The following is an 18,357-nucleotide window of genomic DNA, read 5'->3' as shown; positions in this document are numbered from 1 at the left end:
TGTGAGTCAGTCGGCAGCCCGGCGTTTATGACCTGTCCTCCGAAAACAGCTTCTTTAGCTGTCTGATGAACAATTTTTCCCGGGAATTCATCGTATAGGCAGAATGGTGCAGGAGGAAAGCGCTCATTCCGCCGGGCGCATGGATGATGGGAAGTTCCACACAGTCTTTGCTGTAGGTATCTGCATATCGTTTCATCATAACCGTAACGTACATGCTTCGGGTGATCGCATCCAGCAGGCTTCCGCGATCAAAGACGTACAAAATTTTATGATCGTCTTTGAAGCCAAGGATCTGGAGCCACTCGTCAAATTTAAAATTCTCATACATAATAAATTTATAATTCGGAATGTCGGAAAACAGGATCTCACGCTTTCGTGCCAAAGGATGTCTTTTTGAGGCAAGAAGAATGAGCGGCCGGTTTAAAGCAATGGGAATCAGCTTTAAATTGTGTCTTTCCGCAAACTGGTGGTAAGCGTGGCTGACCTGATCGAAACAGTAAAACAGCGACATCCGATACCGCTGCTCTATCACATCCCGCATCGTCTGTATCAGGCCGGTTTCTTTAAACTGATCCTCATGAGTAATGGAGGGATTTTTCTTTTTAAAATCCAAAAAACAGTTCATGAAATCGAAAGAATAGGTACAGGAGATGGAAATGTTTTTCTTGTCTGTAAAGAGGAACGGGATGTTCTTTATGGTTTCCAGTTCTACCAGGATCTTTTGGGCGGACTTTATGAAAAGTTCGCCCTCTTTTGTCAGATGAACTCCTGTTTTTTTGCGTTGAAACACTGAAAATCCCAGTTCCTGCTCCAGATTTTTGATACTGACGCTCAGGTTAGGCTGAGAGATCTGCAGGATTTGTGCGGCTTTGTTGATCGAGCCGCATTCGGATATTGCAATGACATATTCAAAGTATTTGCTGTCCATAGTTGTCACCACCCAGGAAAGAAGACCGACAGTTTCTGGGGTTATTATATGACAATTCATATAACTTATCAAGGATTCGTATATATCAGAGAGCAGATTTAATGCTATGCTCTACACAACAAAAGTTGTTAACAACGTAACAATGTAACAAGATCATTTTATTTCATGTAGGAGGGATTGACTATGACAGAGAATAAGCAACCGGCAAGCGCACTATCTTCGCCAAGATTTTGTAACATGGGAACATTTATGAGGATGCAGAAAGTGGATTCGGCAGAAGGACTTGATTTCGTAATTGCAGGAGCTCCTTTTGATACGGCAAGCTCTTTCCGATCCGGCTCACGCTTTGGCCCCAATGCGATCCGTAACATTTCTGCCATGATGAAACCAAACAACGTGATCATGCAGGTAAACATTATGGACAGCTTAAAGGGAGGAGACATGGGAGACTTTAATGTGACGCCCGGCTACATCCACCCGACGTATGCGGCGATAGAAGCCGGAGTGGCGGAGATATTAAAAGCAGATGCCTGTCCCATCATATTGGGGGGAGATCATTCCATTACCCTGGCAGAGCTGCGCGCCGTAGCGAAAAAACATGGTCCGGTGGCGCTGCTCCACTTTGATTCGCATTCCGACCTGTGTGATGAAGTATTCGGGGAAAAGTACAACCACGGAACGCCCTTTAGAAGAGCACTGGAGGAAGGGCTGATTGATCCGGCCCACTCTGTTCAGATCGGAATGAGAGGTTCCCTTTACGACCCAAATGAGCACAAAATGGCGGCAGAGTTGGGCATGAAGCTGATCCCGGCACATAAAGTACGGGAAATGGGGATGCCGGCGTTGATTCAGACAGCGCTGGAGCGGATCGGAGATACTCCCTGCTTCCTCACCTTTGATATCGATTTTGTAGATCCTGCTTATGCGCCTGGAACGGGAACGCCGGAAGTGGGCGGATTTACGTCATTGGAGGCGCTTGAGCTGGTAAGAAGCATGAAGGATCTGAATTTTGTGGGATTTGACTTGGTGGAAGTGCTTCCTGCTTATGACCACGGAGAGATCACATCGTACCTTGCGGCAAATCTTGTGTTTGAGTATCTTTCCATTCTTGCTTTAAAAAAGAAGGGATAGAGCAGGGAGGGAACCTATGGAGAGCGATAAGAACAATGTAAATTTAAACAACAATGCGGTGCTGGATCAGCTTACATTGTCAGATAGCCAGAAAAGACAGGGCGCGGTGAAAGCAGTTATTTTTACCCTGATCGCAGTATTTATCTTTTTTGTTCCCGTTACCATAAAGGGAACGACGGACGTAGTGTTTGGGATTGTGTATAAAAGCATCAAATCCAACCTGGGTCTTCTGGGATCCTGGCTGGGCGGGATCATAATTATGGGCAATGCCCTTGCCAGCATCTATGGGAAGTATCTGTGCAAGCGGAAGGATTCATTCCTGTACAGGTATTATGCGGAAGATTCCGTGATACATCCTTTGTTTTACCTGTTTGGCGGAGTCTGTACATTGATCCTTCTGCTGCATTTCACAGTTCCATCCTTTACGGGACCTGCCTGTATTACAAGTCCGGATATCGGGGAAACGGTTTATTCCATTGCCATGGACGTTGCGCTGATCATACCGGTAAGCGGGATCTTCATGCCGTTTTTGCTGAATTACGGGATCGTGGATTTTATAGGCAGTCTGCTGGAGCCGCTGATGCGACCGGTTTTTAAAACGCCGGGAAGGAGCGCGGTAAATGCCATTGCATCCTTTGTCAGCTCTGCATCGGTGGGAGTTCTGATCACCAGCAAGCTCTATAAAAGCGGCGTCTATACGAAAAAGGAAGCGGCGTTGATCGCCACCGGATTCAGCGCCGTCAGTGTGGGATTCGCATATAAGGTGATTGAAACGGCCGGATTATCGGACTACTTTTTACCGATCTACTTTATCGCAATGCTGATCACGCTGATCATCAGCTTCTTTATGTGCAGGATTCCGCCCTTGTCCAGAAAGCAATCGGTTTACCTGGATGGACATGAACAGACTCGGGAAGAGATCCAGGCGGAAAAAATTCCTGTGAAATCTGTTGTCAGGATCGGCGGCGCCCGGGCCATCAAGAAGGCGGCTACTGCGCCGAATTTCTTTCGAGAGATCAGATCCAGTCTTTTAGACAGCTGTTTTGTTCTGCCGAAAGTCATTTCCCTGCTGACGGCAGCCGGTATTGTGGCTATGATCATAGCAACCTATACGCCGGTATTTCACTGGATCGGAAAGCTGTTTGAACCGTTGCTGGTGCTATTGGGAGTGCCGGATGCGGCGCAGATCGCGCCGTCCCTCCCGGTTGGGATTGCCGAAATGTTTCTGCCGGTTCTTCTGATCGCCGACAAAGTGGGACGGCTGTCACTGGAAGCGCGGTATATGGTTGTAACAGTGTCCATGGTGCAGATCATATTCTTTTCTGAAACGATCGTTGTGATGCTGTCAACCAAGATTCCGGTCACATTAAAGGAACTGGTGATTTGTTTCTTTGAAAGGACAGTGCTGGCGATTCCCATCAGCGCACTATTTATGCATCTTTTATTTTAGAAGCTTCAAAATGATTTTTACGCCAGTGGGCCTTGATCCACTGGCGTATTGTCTGTGCTGCAAAAAAGAGATTGATTTTACGGTTCCATACAGAGCTGCTGCAATATCAATGATAGTTTTCTATGTTCCAAAGGACGGGTGTATAGATAGATTAATATAAAAATTGACAGACCGAATGAATAAGCTGTTTCACAGCAGTATCAGTCAGTTCAGGATTTAATTTATTCAAATCGGAAGTGCCGATAATGATGATCGTATAGGCTTCTGAAAATAGAAGAAAATCATTGATAGATTTGGTGGTTGCCAGTTTACGCATCATAAATGTGGCAGTTTCTTCTATTTTTTCATTTCGGTTATCAAGAAGTCCGTATTTTTTTTGCAGGATATTGTAATCATCCTGGGTAAGGCATCTGTAAATGTTATTGTATGAAATTGTATCAAATAAAAATTGTTCAAAAACTTCCATGGGAATTCCGGTTGGATATTCTTTGGACAGTGCCAAGAACTGTTCCCTTGTTTCGTATTTTCTCTTCTTTATAAGCCAAATGATAAACGCATCTTTGCTCTTGAAAAAATGATAGAAAGTCCCTGTGCCAATTCCGACGGAAGAGGCAATATCAACGATCTTTAATTTTTTATATCCAAATTTTTTTAGAAGAATATATCCTTCCTTATAGAACTTTTCTAGTAAAATATCTCTTTCTTCTTTTGTGAAATTAGCCGGCATCTGTTCACCTCCAATCGAGAAATTATACCCATATTTTAGCAAGTACATGAGAGGAAGTCAATGAACTAAAATGTATTTTAATTCATTGACTTTGCTTCCGGACGGTGCTATAATCAGTCCAATGAATGAAATAGATAAAATATTCACTGAAGAAAGAGGTGGAAACGTGATTGAGTTCAGGGATTTCTGTTTCACTTATGAGGGAGAAATAAATCCGGCTTTGAAAGGGATAAATTTACAGATAACGACGGGTGAGTGCGTTGTCCTTACAGGGCTGAGTGGATGTGGGAAAACTACATTGCTGAGAGTTATAAATGGACTTTGTCCCAGTGTATTTCAGGGGGTAGCTACGGGTAGTTTTCAAACAGATTTTTATGATTATAAAAACAGTTTTGCTGGACTCAATTCAAAATACGTCGGCAGTATTCTGCAAAATCCTAAAAGTGGATTTTTATTTTCCAATGCGGACGATGAGTGCAAGTATTCTTCAAAATGTATTGGCAATAGGAAAGAAGAAATAGAAGATAAATTTTCTTGTCTAAAAGATCAGTATCAGGAGTTACTGCTGCATAAAAATATTTTGAATTTATCAAGTGGAGAAGCCCAGACGCTCAGCGTGTTAAGCTCCTATATGAAAACCCCCAAAATAGTTATTATGGATGAGCCTACAGCTAATTTGGATATGAACGAGATAGAGGAGTTAAAAAAACATATTTATGAACTTAAGAAAAGAAGAGTAACAATAGTGATTGCGGAACATAGGGTCGGTTATCTAAAAGATATCTGCGATAAGGTTTATGTGATGCAGGATGGAGCGTTGATAAAAGGGGATGGATTTGAAGTTAGAAGTGAAAATATATTTTTCTCAAATAATCAAGAGGATTTTGACAGAAAATCAAGAAGAGCATTGGAAATTTTAAATCTTAGTTACGATATCAAAGATAAAACAATATTAAATCATATATCTTTATCAATCAAATCAAATAAGGTAACGGCGATTATCGGCAGGAATGGTTCGGGGAAAAGTACATTAGGCAAATTGATTGCAGGACTTCTTGAGAACAGAAAAGCGGTTTTTGCCTTTGACAACAGCATTCTTTCAAAAAAAGAAAGAATAGATCATTCATATTTTTGTATGCAAGATAGCTATCATCAGATGGTTACGGCTTCGGTGAAAGATGAGATTCTTCTTCAAAATAATAAATTAAGCGATTTGGAAATTCATAATCTTCTTAAAATGGTGGATATGGATGGATTAGAAGATCGGCATCCGTCTAAACTTTCAGGAGGACAAGCGTTAAGACTGGCGGTGCTTTTGGCATATACAAGTAATGATAAGATTGTGATCCTGGATGAACCTACCAGCGGGTTAGACTTTAAAAGAATGAATTGTATCTGTGCATTGATAAGAAAAATGAGGGAGGAAGGAAGATTTGTACTTTTGATTTCTCATGATTTGGAACTTCTGTCAAAAGTTGCGGATGAATATATTCTTTTAGAGGATGGAAAAGCAACTGTACATAGAAAACTCAGCAATCAAAATGATTTTAGTGAGATGATATGTAAGCTTCAATCTGTGAGGAAGGCGGAACTCAAAGGCTCTGCAGAAAACAAAAAAGCAGGATATTCAAAGGTGAATCCTATTGTGAATTTGATTGTATTTTTTACGGCTGCGAATGCTGTATTTTTCTATCCGTCAAAACAAAATTCAATATATTTCATGGGAATAGTAGCGACAGTATGTTTGTTTAATAAAAATTATATGCTTTCAGTAAAAATGGCAGTTACTTATTTTGTGTTAAGCAAACTGAGGATGGTTTGCCCTTTATATTATCAGGCTTTTATTGAGATTTTTATCATAAGAGGCATGATGTGCGGGTATGCATTAAAAAATGTAACAGGCAATACAAAACTTATAACAATCATAGAAGCATTAGAGAAGGCCAATATAACAGACTATATTCTCATACCGCTTATTTCATTTATAAGATTATTTCCGGCGCTGCGATACGACTTTTCCATATCTTATATGAGTCTTAAAACCAGAAAGCTAATTAAAAATAAAAATCCGGTAGTGATCTGGAGATTTATCATTGTCCCTGTTGTTTTCAGCTTAATAAGAAGTGCAGAAAATTTATCACTGGGAATTGAAACAAAGGGGATGGTCATAGGTAAAAAAAGAACAGTATTGACAGAAGCCAGTTTCAAGATCACCGATTATATGTTGTGTGTACTATATATATCGGTTTACACATTTTTAATGACAGGAGGAATAAAATGGATAACAAATTAAGAGTGAAAGATTTAGTGTTAGTAGCAGCTTTTTCAGTATTAGGAATTCTATTTATGTACTTGATACCAATGCCTTTCTTGTTTACACCATATACCATTCTGATTTCACCAATTGTACAAAGCTTATTTTTAGCATTGCCATTTGTATTGACAGGAGCTAAAGTTCAAAAGAAATGGGCCATGTTAATTTACTGTGTAATATGGGGGATAGGTGGAATTATGCCCTATTACATTGGGATGATGGTTGCTGCAGGAATCATTGCCGAGTTGCTGGTATCAAAATCAAAAAACAGATTTAAAGGTCTTAGTCTGTCCTTTGTTTTAGCTATGCTCTTCCATTATGTAGGTGGCACTGTAATTCCTTATATGATTACGAGAGAACAGCAATTAGACATGGTAAAGCAAATGTACGGACAGGGCTATGCAATGAAAATGCAAGAGCTCAGGACAATTCCCATGATGGCTGTAATTGCAGTAGCTATCATTGTTGTTTCGGTTATAGGAACTCACATTTCTAAAAAATTCTGCAAAAAACATTTTTCGATAGAAAAGGTATAGATATGATGGAGCTAAAACATGTAACAAAGAAATATAAAAAGTCTCTTGCTCTTATAGATTTTTCATATCATTTTGAAAATGGAAATGCTTATGGGATATTGGGGGTGAATGGTGCAGGTAAAAGTACACTGATGAATTGCATCATCCAAAACGTATCCTTTGACGGAGAACTTAATTATACTGATTTAAGCATTTGGGATATTGGCTATGTTCCGCAGGAGCTGGCTATATACCCGGAACTTTCCGTAATGGATAATATGTTGTTTTTTGCATCTGTGTATAAAGTAGACAAAGGAGAAGCAAGAGAAAGAAGCGTTGCACTAATTGAAAAAGCAGGACTGAAGGAGAAGATATCGACGAAGGCAAGTAAGTTGTCTGGTGGAATGAAAAGAAAGCTGAATCTGATAACCGGACTGGTCCACGATCCTAAACTCCTGATTTGTGATGAAGTTTGTGTCGGAATTGATCCGATTTCCAGAAAGGAAATATTGGAATATCTTAAAGAACTGAAAAATGGCGGCTTAAATATCATCTATACCTCTCACTATTTAGATGAGGTTGAATATCTGTGCGACAGAATCGTGTTTTTAGATAAAGGGAAGCTTGTATTGGAAGGAGCAACAAAGAAGCTTATCGGAGAAATGTCCGATGCAGAAAATAAGGAAGCAGATCTGTCAGATGTTTTTGTAAAGGTCTTGCGTAAAGACGGTGAATGATATGCTGAAAAAGGAAATAAAAGGAATTATCAAAAACCCGATCTATTTCGTCATCATGTTCTTGCCGCTGCTTCTTACTTTTATTATGAGTGAAGGTACCAAAGGGTATTTATCACAGTATGGTCAAAATACCATGGCGGTAAATACCGCAAAAAAAATCATCATGTATGACGGGATGTTGTTGAATTCAAAAATCCAGTTTGGAGTAAGCGAACTTGGTTTTATGCTGATGATGTATGCTGTTTTAGCAGGGCTGAGTATTTTTGAGGAAAGAAGGCTTCATGTGTGGGACAGGGTAGTGGGGAAAGGGAAGTTTGTTTTGATAAAATTTTTTACACATTATGTTTTTTCACTTATTATGATTGCACTGAATGCAACTGGATATGGGATATTATTTGGCATCAGCTTTTCAGTAAAGTCTGCATGTGTCTTTTTCAGTATTCCCGTCATCAGTATTATTTTAGGCTTGTCTGTAGGGCTTTTAGTCTCTAATAGAGCAATGCTTTCCAATACTGTCTTGATGATTGTAATGATGATGGGCTATTTCGGAGGAGCATTGAGTTTGACTTCTGTTTTGTCAAATACGAAATGTATGAATGTGCTTATGTACATATCCCCTTTGACAATGGCAAACAGGTTGATATTCAAAGATTTAATCCATGTAAATTGGGGAAATGATCTGTGGATATGGATTTCAATGCTTCTTATACCTATGTCAATATTGATTTCCATAATGGGAAGGAGAGTGAAGAATGGGGCAAGCATTTAAATTTACTCTTAGAATCCTCAAGAATACCAAAGGCTTTATTTCTTCTATGGTGATCATGCCTGTTATTATGATTGTGCTTGTCAGTATGACGCTTGCCTATTCCGATGTTCCCGTTGTGGGATATATCGGAGAAAAGGCGCCAAATATAGCAAATGTTAAAATGATGAAGTTGGAAGCCGACGAAAGGGACTATTTTCTCGGACTTTCGCAAGGAACATTGGTTGTAAAGACGGACAAAGAGGGAAATATCCTGCAATATTACAGCAGTATTTCTCATAATCCGTTAATATCAATGATTGAAAATAGTAATCCGATGGGTGAGGCTTTTGACGAAAGACCGAAACTCAGTTATTCTGTAGGAATTATATTCTTTAAATTATTAACGGCGGCAGGCCTGCTCGCTACGGTTTTGATTAGTGAAAAAAGAAATGGAATTATTTTAAGAGTCAGAAATTCCAAGATAAAACTCGGCTCCTATATCCTAGGCAAAAGTCTGGCAATCCTATTTGTCTACGGGATTGCAAGTTTACTGATTCTGCTGTTCTATAAATTTGCGGGATTTGATTTGGGAAAATCTGATATTTTTCAGCTTGGTATTTTGTTTATCGTCACCTTGTTCCTTTCAACAGGACTGTACATTTTTTTATCAGCTCTAATGAAGAATGAGGGATATATCTGGATTGTGTCAACAGGAATTATCTTTCCGTTGGGGTTGTTTTCCGGGATGTTATTTCCGATGGAACATATGGCGAATTGGATGAAGCTCGTTGCGCAGATATCGCCACTCTATTATTTGCAAAACTCAGTTATTAGCGGAAGAATCGAGGTGATTCCGATGCTGGCAATGTCAGTTGTTTCGTTGGTACTTGCAGTATGCGGGATGAGATTAATAAGCAAGCAAGAATAGAACAGTCCTTATACAAGGGCTTCCCATTGGATTTGCTTACACATAGAAATATCGCTTTACCGAAACCAACAAAATAAAATCATATAAATATCAGTTTTTCATGCAAGAGGACATGGCACGCCAGAGTGTAGATGTCCTCTTTTTTACTCTTGGAAAATAGAAACAGAGAAATCGTATAGAAAAATTTGACGAGGATCTTATAGTCAGACCAGTTGTTACATGGGAAAGAGTGCGGGGCCTTGCGGGCTTCTTCGGGAACAGGTTACTTTGCATCCAACTGAAGACTTGAAGACTGCGGAAAAAGCAGAAAGAAAAAATCCCGCGGTTTCTGGAGAAACCCCGGAAGAAGTGCTATAATGAGAGAAATAGCACAAGGAGGTTTGGCAATGGAAAAATTAGTAGAACAGTTTTTGTCGTACATTGCAATGGATACCATGTCGGATGGAAGAAGTGACACGGTTCCCAGCACGGCAAAGCAGCTGAAGCTGGCAGAACGTTTAAGAGACGAGCTTTTAGAACTGGGACTGGAGGCAACGATGGATCAGTACGGCTATGTGTACGGAAGCCTTGCCGGGAATGTGGACCAGGAGGTGCCGGTCATAGGATTTATTTCTCACATGGACACCAGCCCTGCTCTGGGGGGAGAGTGCAAAAATCCCAGGATCCTGTCCTATGAGGGAGGAGACATTCGTCTGAATGATAAGATCGTCATGACGGAAGAAGAGTTTCCGGCTTTGAAAGCGCTGCACGGAAAGACGCTGATCACCACAGACGGAACGACGCTGCTGGGAGGAGACGACAAGGCGGGGATCGCAGAGATCATGGATGCATTGGAGTACCTGGTGGCACATCCGGAGATCAAACACGGAAAGATCGCGGTGGGATTTACGCCGGACGAAGAGATCGGAGCAGGAGCGGATCATTTTGATGTGGAAGCTTTTGGGGCAAAGTTTGCCTACACACTGGATGGAGGGGAAGAAGGAGAGTTTGAATACGAGAACTTCAACGCCGCGTCTGCACTGATAAAAATTCAGGGAAAAAGCGTACATCCCGGGTCGGCTAAAAATATGATGATCAATTCCATGTATGTGGGGATGGAACTGGAGCAAATGCTGCCAAAGGCGCAGCGCCCGGAGCATACGGAAGGATATGAGGGATTCTTTATGCTGAATGAGATTCGGGGCACCATTGACTATACGGAGATGGATTATCTGGTCCGGGATCATGATCGGGAGAAGTTCGAAAAGAAAAAAGAGCTGATGAGAGATACAGTGGACTATATGAACAAAAAGTACGGCGGCATCCTGGAGCTGGATATGAAGGATTCCTACTACAATATGCGGGAAATGGTAGAGCCGCACAAAGAAATTGTAGAACTGGCTCTGGATTCCATGAAGCAGCTGGGAATCACACCTTTGGTGAAGCCGATCCGGGGAGGGACAGACGGATCCAGACTTTCCTACATGGGGCTGCCCTGTCCGAATCTTTTCGTAGGAGACTATCATCCTCACGGAAGATTTGAACTGGTAGCCATAGAGGAAATGCGGAACGCCTCCGCACTGATCGTAGAGATCGCCCGCCGATTCTGCGCGCAGACCACAGGAGAAGTGTAAACAGAAGCTTCTGTTCTGACGCAGACACCTGTATGAGACGTGATCGATACGGGGAAGAAGAAAAGAGGGATGCGGAAACGGTCGTCATAGCATAGAACCCTGTATCGGGCGTCAGCTTCTGGGAGAGAAAAAGACCCGGGGACGAAAGCGCTTCAGATAAAAAACAGCAAGCAGTGCGCAGATGCCTTTTACAATGCTGCTAAGGGTAATGATCCACCAGATCCCCCGGACACCAAGAAAGGAAGACAGCAGATAGGCACCGGGGATCCGAAGAGAAGTAAAGACGATCCCGATCGCAGAGGGAATGCGGGTATTTCCCAGACCGCCAAACAGACCGGCAGTAGTGATCTCTATACACATGAAGATCTGAGAATAGCTTAATATTTTTAAATACAAGGCGCCCGCCTCTACGGTAAAGGGTTCTGTGGGGAAAAAGAGTGCAAAGATCTCCGATCCAAAAAGGAAAAAGAGAAGCGATGCAAACAGTCCTACAGAAGCAGACAGGAGGAGGGCGCTTTTGTATGCCGCGCGGATCCGGTCCGGCTTTCCGGCGCCAAAGTTCTGTCCGACGAAGGCGGTCAGGGCAGAGGAAAATCCGACGGCGGTCTGCCAGGAGATGGCTTCTGCCTGGGCGCCTACCCGGTAAGCGGCTACTTCCTGGTTGCCAAAAGATGTCACAAGGCGGGAAAGGACAATGGAAAACAGGGCAAACAAAGCTTCCTGGATTCCGTAGGGAAGCCCGATGCGGACGATCTCCTTTGCCTTGGAGAGATCAATGGGGGCTTGCCGGTGAAGCCTGACCGGAAGTTCCCTGGAGCGAAACATGATGAGAAAAAACAGAATCGTCATAAGACACTGAGACAGGGCAGTGGCAAGAGCGGCGCCAAATACCCCCAGAGCAGGGAAGGGACCGGGACCAAAGATGAGGAGAAGATTCAGTGCCAGATTTGCCGAAAGAGCGGTTGCGTTGATCAAAAAAGGCAGCCTGCTGTTGCCCATTGCCTGGTAAACGGAAGAAAACACGGGATTGATAAGAAAAAAGGGCATGGCAATGCTGATGGTGGTCAAATAGGTAATACCGGAAGATATGACAGAAGGATCACGAAATCCATAAAAGTGAATCAGCGGGTGCCGGAAAACCAAAAGAATCAGACCCAGAAGAAGCCCCATGGAACACGCAAGAAAAAGACCGGTTTGAATAAAAGAAGCGGCCTCTTCGTACTGTTTTTCGCCCATGGCGTGGGCGGTTTTGATCTGTGCTCCGATCCGGGGGATGGAGGCAAGGGACAGAGCCAGCCAAATATAAAATCCTCCGGTTCCGGCGGCGGCCACAGCCCCGCTTCCCAGCTGACTGACACACCACATATCTACCAGACTGTGCAGCATCATCACCAGAGAAGTTCCCAGGATCGGAGCAGTCAGCCGAAGAAGAGACCGGGTGATAGGGCTGGAGGATAGATCGTATTTTCGGGAAAGAGGGGAAGCTGTCCTCTCTTTTGTTTCGCGGGAATCACTGTGTACGGAATGCATAATTTTTCAAACAACCTCTCTCTTGATTTTGTATCGGACAGATGCGCCGCCTCCTAAAACATCGAATCCGAGTCCGACAGATAAGGAAGCGTACCGTTTGCCTTATTGTACCACGAAGGAAAAGGGAAGGAAACTAAAGGATATGGGAAAAGCGGGAAATTTCCCGGACAATGGGAACGCTGCAGGAGGGAAAAAACGCATATTTTTCAGACAATATGTATCAGAAAAATAAAAAATAGGATAGGATGGCTTGAATCTGGAAAAGTAAAGTAGTAGACTAAACTCGTATGAGATTGCTCTGACGGGAAACATATCCAAATAGAAGGATAAAAGGAAGGAGAAGAGGAATGGAGAAACTTGGAAAGAAGCTGCTGTGGGCGCTGCTGTTTGCGTGGCTGCTGGGATGGTCATCGCAAGGTGCGCTGCAGGTACAGGCAGAGGACTCGACTATCTACCTGGATGCTGCGGCAGGAGACGATACGCGGGATGGGCTGACACCGGAAACGGCAGTAAAGACATTTGCGAAGGCGGTCAGCCTGATGCCGGAGAATGGTACGATCCAGGTGAAAAGCTTTGATAAAGCCGCCGGAATCGTATTTAACAAGCCGGGAACGCTGGTGATCGCAGAAGACCTCGCCATGCAGGGGAGCGGAGTCGGCATTACACTGAAAAAGGGAACACATCTGAAAGTGGCAGATGGTAAAACACTGACCATGAGCGGATATGGAAAGGCTGTCGTGGTAGAAAAGGATGCACAGATCAACGACGGAACATATAAGTTTACGTTTCCGGCCAACGGATTTGCCTTTGTAATAAGCGGAGGTCAGATAAAAGGAAGCGCGCCGGGAAAGGTGAACATGGACATTACTAACGGATACTTTCAGTCCAATAGTGCAGACAGCGTATTTGAGAATCTGACGCTGAACCAAAGATATGAGGGAGATAAATGGCAGCTGTACGAGTGGAACGGATTCCGGGCAGTGAACTCCACGTTGAAGCTCTATCATCTTCCGGTTTACTTTAAAGGACCGGTAACTCTGGATGGTTCCACCCTGTCCATAGACGGAGCAGGCGTCAGCTACCAGACAGGACTGAACCTGGACAATGCGTGGACAGTGGGACAGTACCATATTACCAATCACTCTCTGCTGGAAGTGAAGAACTTCAGCAGTCACTGGCGAGGCAAGGGAATCACCCTGGGATACGGGATAAAGATGCTGGTAGACAACGATTCTACCGTAAGAGTGACCAACAACAGAAACGGTGGACTGAATGTAAACGAGGGACAGGTCACCTTTGACGGAGCCACCCTGGAAGGGGCAAATCACAGCGGTTCTCATTTTGGGGTACAGAACAAGGCGGGGAATAAGATTACTTTCCTGGGAAATTCCAGAGTAGAAACGCCGGCACAAGCGTCTGTGGACAATGGTCTTTCCGACAGTAAGCGGGACTACGTGGTACTGGGAGGCTCCCATTTGGTAAAATATGACGACAAATATCAGTCGGGAAAGGCTATTCCCGTCAATGGAGAGGAACATGGAAATGAAAGACTGTCCCTGTTTACGTTAAGTGACAGCAGTGTGTCTCAGTTGAATGTCCTGGATCAAAACGGGGCGGCCTACACCTATCTGGTAGCCAATCCTTCCAGTGATCAAAAGAAGCATGTATGGGTGCCGGCAGCAAAGGTCACTTTTCAGGTAAATGAGGTCAGCGCAGTGTTTCCGGACGGCTCTGCGGCCGACAAGGAAGTGCTTGGCATGCGGGGAATGAAGCTTTCCGATGCCAAAGAGGCAAACGGAGCAGAGGTGGTGATTCCGGGAGAGCCGACGGCTGCGTCCGGCAAGACCTTTGCGGGTTGGTTTTATAAGGACGGAGAGGAAGAAAAGCAGTACGATCCGCGGGCAGTACTGACAAAAGATCTGGTGGTGTATGCAAAGTGGACGGGAGAAGCGATCAATAAGCTGGTGGCATACGAGATCAATAATGGAAGCGGAGCAAAGCCTACGATCATAGCCGGAGAAGTCAAAGAGGATACCATTCAGATCGTGTCCCTGGCAGAAGTACAGAAAGTCAATCCTGCCTTTGAAACAGTAGGAAAAAACTTTACCTACTGGTCCACGGACAAAGAAGGAAAAGAGAAGGTAGAAGCAGGTGACTTTGTTCCTCTGAACGGGAAAGATGCTGTTACGATATATGCCAACTGGGAGCCGAAAAAATATACGGTACGATTTTCTGCAAATGGTGGAAAATTCAGCGCGGACAGTCCGTTTAAGGCGGAAGCCACGAAGGATAAATTTACGATAGAAACAGATGCCACAGGCGGCGAGGGGCCGTCGCAAAAGAAAAGGCAGAGCACGGGACTACTTTGCGAAAATTTACGTCAGCCATTCAGGTAAACGGAATCAACGAACCCAACAAGACAATGGCAGCACGGGACTACCACAGTATTTACTATGTGGATGGTTGGTTCGGAGATTCCTATTACTGGTACAGCGATCCGGATCAAAATAAGACGGCAAGTGCCTCGGCATCCATTACAGAGGATATGACGTATTATATCAAGTGGAAGCCGGATGCCGGAGTGGAGGAGATCCGGGAAGAAGTGGGGATTCAGGGAGATATCTGGGGAAGGTCCGGTGAGACCAGCTCTCAAAAAGAATTCCATGTTGCGGGGGAGACCATCTCCTTTACGGGAGCGGTCAAAACAGCTGAGATAAAGGAGAAGATGAAGGGCATAGAAGCCCTGTATCCGACGGATAAGACGATCGATCTGAGTGAACTGCGTTCCTCCTTTACGGCAACCCTGACTGTACCGGAAGGAGTCCGTATGCCGGAAACAGCGAAAGCCAAAGCTGCAGGAATGAATGGAGCCTTTGAAGTCACGGGAACAAAGATACAGGACAGAACGATCGTGGTGGACTTTGCACTGAAAGCGGAGAAGATCAAGACGTATGCGGATCTGAAGCAGGCGATTTCCGGAACAGATGAGTATCTGACGGTGACGGTAGACGGGTTTGAGCTTGCACCGGAGATTGTGGACAGGAAGATGCTGACGGTGACCGGAACGGTAACGGGAACTTTCCACTCTATTGCCGCTGTGACGCTGGAGGATTCTACGAAGAGTGTGAAAATATTTGATTTTGGATTTGAAGCGACGCAGGAGCCTTCCGGCAAAGATGAAGTGGCCCAAGACGATGCTACGATCCAGTTTACGGTGGAGGGAAGAGTCCCACAGGAGGAAACGCTTCTGGGGGACATTCTGATCGGAGACGATACAGAGCACGACAAATTGCATGAAGTGAAAAAAGACGAGGAAGTAGACTATACGGGAAGGCTGAACATTACGGATATCCAGGATAAGATCAATCTGCTGGCAGCTGCCTACGGAGGCGATCTGGAGGCAATCCGGGTAGAAGGCTTAGATTCTTCCTTTACGGCTGTCTTTACGCTTCCGGATACACTGGACCTTCAGAAAGACTCCAAGGTCACATTTACGGAAAATGACCTGTTTGAAGTAAAGCCGGAAAATATCATCAGGGAGGATCACGCGGTTACGGTCAAGATGACTTTGAAAAAACAGTACAGTAAGTTTGTGGATCTTCAGAAAGACGTCAACAGTATATCGGAATATCTGAATCTGACGATCAGCAAGGTGAAGGTACGGGAAACGGTAAAAGCGGAGGAGAAGCTGACGGTAACCGGTCAGGTAGACGGAAGCTTCCGCAGCGTGGCTGTCTCCGCCGGGGGCAAAAGAGAATTCTATTACTACCATTGGACGGCAAAGCAGGATCCGGCAGGAAGGGATGTAGACCAGGCAGAAGGAGATATGGATACCATTCAATATACGGTGGTCGTAAAAAAGGAGGACACTTCCATAGATCACAGTGGACCGAACACGCCGGAAAATCCGCAGGATCCGAAGAAACCGGCTTCTTCAGATAAGACGAAAGAAGCAAGAAAACGAGGGAAGAAAGCACCTAAGACGGCAGATGCCAGGGATGGCAGAGGCTATGTGGCTGTAATGCTGCTGACAGGGGGGATTCTCGTGATGAACAGGGAGAGACGCAGGAGGAGAAGCGAGCAGTCAAGATAGCTGAAAAAGAACCTCGAAAGATAAAAAGAAGAACCTACCCTGATGGGAAACACAGGAAGACTGTGCAGGACTGTCAGGGTAGGTTTTTGTAAAAAAGGATTGTCATGTTCCCCAAAACCACCTATACTGAAAAAACGGCGGAATACATTCCAAAGAATCATCGGAAGAAATGAGAGGAAGACATATGGAAAGTCAGGAAATGACAAACCGTTTGGGAACAGAAAAGCTGGGAACGCTGATGGTGCGTCTGTCGCTTCCGGCGATCCTGAGCATGGTCACGGCGGCGGTGTACAATCTGGCAGACAGGATCTTTGTGGGACGCATGAACCCGCTGGGTCTGACGGCGATTGGGATCACCATGCCATTTCAGATCATGCAGATGGCGTTTGTCCTGATGATCGGGATAGGCTCTGCCACATTGATCTCCATCGAATGTGGCAGAGGGGACAGAGACAAGGCACAGAGACTTTTGAATACGGCCTTTTGGTATTTTATAGGGATGCAGACACTGGTGACGGTACTGGGGATCGTTTTTATGGATCAGCTGTTCCATCTTTTAAAAGTATCACAGGAAGTCTATCCCTACGCCCGGGAATACACGTGGATCATTCTTCTGGGAGGCGTTCCGGGACTGACAGGGTACTGCCTGAATAACAGTGTGCGTGCCCTGGGGCATGCCAGGTCTTCTATGATCTATGTCGTGGTCAGTTCAGGGGTGAACATCCTGCTGGATGCATGGTTTGTCTGGGAGCTTGGCTGGGGAGTCAAAGGAGCCGCGGCCGCCACTGTGCTGTCACAGACACTGGTGACAGTTTTTGTACTGCGGTTTTTCCTCCGGAATCCCATTGCGGAAGGTGGGAGAGGAGGGAAGCTCTTCTTCCTTTCCGCAAAAGAATTCGGCAGGAATCTGGTGGAAATTACCGTCAACGGAATCCCGAATTTTTGTATGCAGTTGTTTGGGACGGTGGTCAATATCTCTTTAAATCAGTTTATCATAAGCTATGGCGGAGATTATCAAATGGCTTCCGTAACCATCATCGCTTCCCTTTCCCAGTTTTTCCTGATGGTGATCTATGGGATCGGACAGGGAATCCAGCCTATTTTGGGCTTTAATCACGGGGCGGGAAAGCAGGAAAGGGTGAAAGCCTGCCTGATGCTTGCATTGAAATTCGGAGTGGGTCTGATGCTTTTGATCCTGCTTCTGATCCAGTTGATCCCGCAGGTGTTTATTTCCCTGTTTACGGAAGACCAGGCGCTGATTCAAATGACGGTGCACAATGCCAGGATCTATCTGTCCATGCTTCCTCTGGTGGCAGTTCATTCCATGGGAACCACCTTCCTGCAAAGTGTCAAAAAGCCCAGGGTAACAACGATCCTGTATATTTTAAGGTATGGTGGGATCCTGCTTCCGGCGCTTCTGATCCTGCCCGGACTTTTGGGAATCGACGGGGTCTACTTGTCCCATGCGGTTTCAGATGGGATCAGTGGATTGGCGGCTGCCGGGGCGATCGGATATTTTCTTGCCAGAGAGAAGGAAGCAGGGCAGGAAACGGCAGAAAAGGCGACGGTGCAGGCAGCAGAGGAGAAACAGCCGAACGAGTGAAGCTGGAAGAGGGGAGAAGAAAAGACAAAGAAATAAAAGA

At 44.7% G+C, this 18,357-nt stretch carries 14 protein-coding genes; 11 read left to right on the top strand and 3 right to left on the bottom strand.

The window, feature by feature from the left end; all coding sequences use genetic code 11:
• Positions 1-25: 25 nt before the first annotated feature.
• Positions 26-928 carry a LysR family transcriptional regulator gene (locus tag SOW26_RS00420; protein ID WP_276959801.1) on the bottom strand — a complete coding sequence of 301 codons (903 nt, stop codon included), beginning with the start codon at positions 926-928 and terminating at the stop codon, positions 26-28.
• Positions 929-1,111: 183 nt separating this feature from the next.
• Here SOW26_RS00420 and speB point away from each other — a divergent pair, with 183 nt between their 5' ends.
• Together speB and SOW26_RS00410 are read left to right on the top strand one after the other, a co-directional pair.
• Complete coding sequence (gene speB / locus SOW26_RS00415) at positions 1,112-2,059, top strand: agmatinase (protein ID WP_276959802.1); 948 nt, start codon at positions 1,112-1,114, stop codon at positions 2,057-2,059.
• Positions 2,060-2,075: 16 nt separating this feature from the next.
• Entirely contained in the window at positions 2,076-3,509 is a 1,434-nt protein-coding gene (locus SOW26_RS00410; RefSeq protein ID WP_320651690.1) for a YjiH family protein, read from the top strand.
• Between the two features lie 151 nt (positions 3,510-3,660).
• On the opposite strand, the gene SOW26_RS00405 is transcribed toward SOW26_RS00410, so the two are convergent.
• The gene (locus SOW26_RS00405; RefSeq protein WP_320651689.1) at positions 3,661-4,236 is read right to left on the bottom strand and encodes a TetR/AcrR family transcriptional regulator; all 576 of its coding nucleotides are present in this window, start codon (positions 4,234-4,236) and stop codon (positions 3,661-3,663) included.
• A 70-nt stretch (positions 4,237-4,306) separates the two neighbouring features.
• Between SOW26_RS00405 and SOW26_RS00400 the strand changes: the two genes are divergently transcribed.
• From SOW26_RS00400 to pepT, 6 genes are all read left to right on the top strand, one after another.
• Positions 4,307-6,529: an ATP-binding cassette domain-containing protein gene (locus SOW26_RS00400; RefSeq protein WP_320651688.1), complete on the top strand. Its 2,223-nt coding sequence runs from the start codon at positions 4,307-4,309 to the stop codon at positions 6,527-6,529.
• Entirely contained in the window at positions 6,514-7,086 is a 573-nt protein-coding gene (locus tag SOW26_RS00395; protein WP_154477817.1) for an MptD family putative ECF transporter S component, read from the top strand. The genes SOW26_RS00400 and SOW26_RS00395 overlap by 16 nt, the downstream gene beginning before the upstream one ends.
• Positions 7,087-7,088: 2 nt before the next feature.
• A complete protein-coding gene (locus tag SOW26_RS00390) occupies positions 7,089-7,802 on the top strand; it encodes an ABC transporter ATP-binding protein (RefSeq protein WP_154477819.1) in 714 nt (237 codons plus the stop codon).
• A gap of 1 nt (position 7,803) precedes the next feature.
• On the top strand, positions 7,804-8,571 hold the full coding sequence (locus SOW26_RS00385; protein ID WP_320651687.1) for a hypothetical protein: 768 nt from the start codon (positions 7,804-7,806) through the stop codon (positions 8,569-8,571).
• Complete coding sequence (locus tag SOW26_RS00380) at positions 8,555-9,478, top strand: ABC transporter permease (protein WP_276959807.1); 924 nt, start codon at positions 8,555-8,557, stop codon at positions 9,476-9,478. Before SOW26_RS00385 ends, SOW26_RS00380 begins: the two co-directional genes overlap by 17 nt.
• Positions 9,479-9,864: 386 nt before the next feature.
• Complete coding sequence (gene pepT / locus SOW26_RS00375) at positions 9,865-11,091, top strand: peptidase T (RefSeq protein WP_276959808.1); 1,227 nt, start codon at positions 9,865-9,867, stop codon at positions 11,089-11,091.
• Positions 11,092-11,202: 111 nt separating this feature from the next.
• On the opposite strand, the gene SOW26_RS00370 is transcribed toward pepT, so the two are convergent.
• Entirely contained in the window at positions 11,203-12,621 is a 1,419-nt protein-coding gene (locus SOW26_RS00370) for an MATE family efflux transporter (protein ID WP_320651686.1), read from the bottom strand.
• 347 nt (positions 12,622-12,968) lie between these two features.
• Here SOW26_RS00370 and SOW26_RS00365 point away from each other — a divergent pair, with 347 nt between their 5' ends.
• From SOW26_RS00365 to SOW26_RS00355, 3 genes are all read left to right on the top strand, one after another.
• Positions 12,969-15,017 (top strand): InlB B-repeat-containing protein, encoded by a 2,049-nt coding sequence (locus tag SOW26_RS00365; RefSeq protein WP_320651685.1) that lies wholly within the window; start codon positions 12,969-12,971, stop codon positions 15,015-15,017.
• On the top strand, positions 14,987-16,714 hold the full coding sequence (locus SOW26_RS00360) for a phage tail domain-containing protein (protein ID WP_320651684.1): 1,728 nt from the start codon (positions 14,987-14,989) through the stop codon (positions 16,712-16,714). Before SOW26_RS00365 ends, SOW26_RS00360 begins: the two co-directional genes overlap by 31 nt.
• Before the next feature lie 184 nt (positions 16,715-16,898).
• Positions 16,899-18,317: an MATE family efflux transporter gene (locus SOW26_RS00355; protein ID WP_276959087.1), complete on the top strand. Its 1,419-nt coding sequence runs from the start codon at positions 16,899-16,901 to the stop codon at positions 18,315-18,317.
• The last annotated feature ends 40 nt before the right edge of the window (positions 18,318-18,357 follow it).

Source organism: Suipraeoptans intestinalis (genome assembly GCF_034091795.1).
Classification (GTDB): Bacteria; Bacillota; Clostridia; order Lachnospirales; family Lachnospiraceae; genus Suipraeoptans; species Suipraeoptans intestinalis.
This window is presented reverse-complemented; position numbering and strand designations above follow the sequence as displayed.

Coding starts and splice junctions, on each gene's coding strand:
- SOW26_RS00420 (WP_276959801.1), bottom strand. CDS start 928: ATGGACAGCAAATACTTTGAATATGTCATTGCAATATCCGAATGCGGC.
- speB (WP_276959802.1), top strand. CDS start 1,112: ATGACAGAGAATAAGCAACCGGCAAGCGCACTATCTTCGCCAAGATTT.
- SOW26_RS00410 (WP_320651690.1), top strand. CDS start 2,076: ATGGAGAGCGATAAGAACAATGTAAATTTAAACAACAATGCGGTGCTG.
- SOW26_RS00405 (WP_320651689.1), bottom strand. CDS start 4,236: ATGCCGGCTAATTTCACAAAAGAAGAAAGAGATATTTTACTAGAAAAG.
- SOW26_RS00400 (WP_320651688.1), top strand. CDS start 4,307: ATGTATTTTAATTCATTGACTTTGCTTCCGGACGGTGCTATAATCAGT.
- SOW26_RS00395 (WP_154477817.1), top strand. CDS start 6,514: ATGGATAACAAATTAAGAGTGAAAGATTTAGTGTTAGTAGCAGCTTTT.
- SOW26_RS00390 (WP_154477819.1), top strand. CDS start 7,089: ATGATGGAGCTAAAACATGTAACAAAGAAATATAAAAAGTCTCTTGCT.
- SOW26_RS00385 (WP_320651687.1), top strand. CDS start 7,804: ATGCTGAAAAAGGAAATAAAAGGAATTATCAAAAACCCGATCTATTTC.
- SOW26_RS00380 (WP_276959807.1), top strand. CDS start 8,555: ATGGGGCAAGCATTTAAATTTACTCTTAGAATCCTCAAGAATACCAAA.
- pepT (WP_276959808.1), top strand. CDS start 9,865: ATGGAAAAATTAGTAGAACAGTTTTTGTCGTACATTGCAATGGATACC.
- SOW26_RS00370 (WP_320651686.1), bottom strand. CDS start 12,621: ATGCATTCCGTACACAGTGATTCCCGCGAAACAAAAGAGAGGACAGCT.
- SOW26_RS00365 (WP_320651685.1), top strand. CDS start 12,969: ATGGAGAAACTTGGAAAGAAGCTGCTGTGGGCGCTGCTGTTTGCGTGG.
- SOW26_RS00355 (WP_276959087.1), top strand. CDS start 16,899: ATGGAAAGTCAGGAAATGACAAACCGTTTGGGAACAGAAAAGCTGGGA.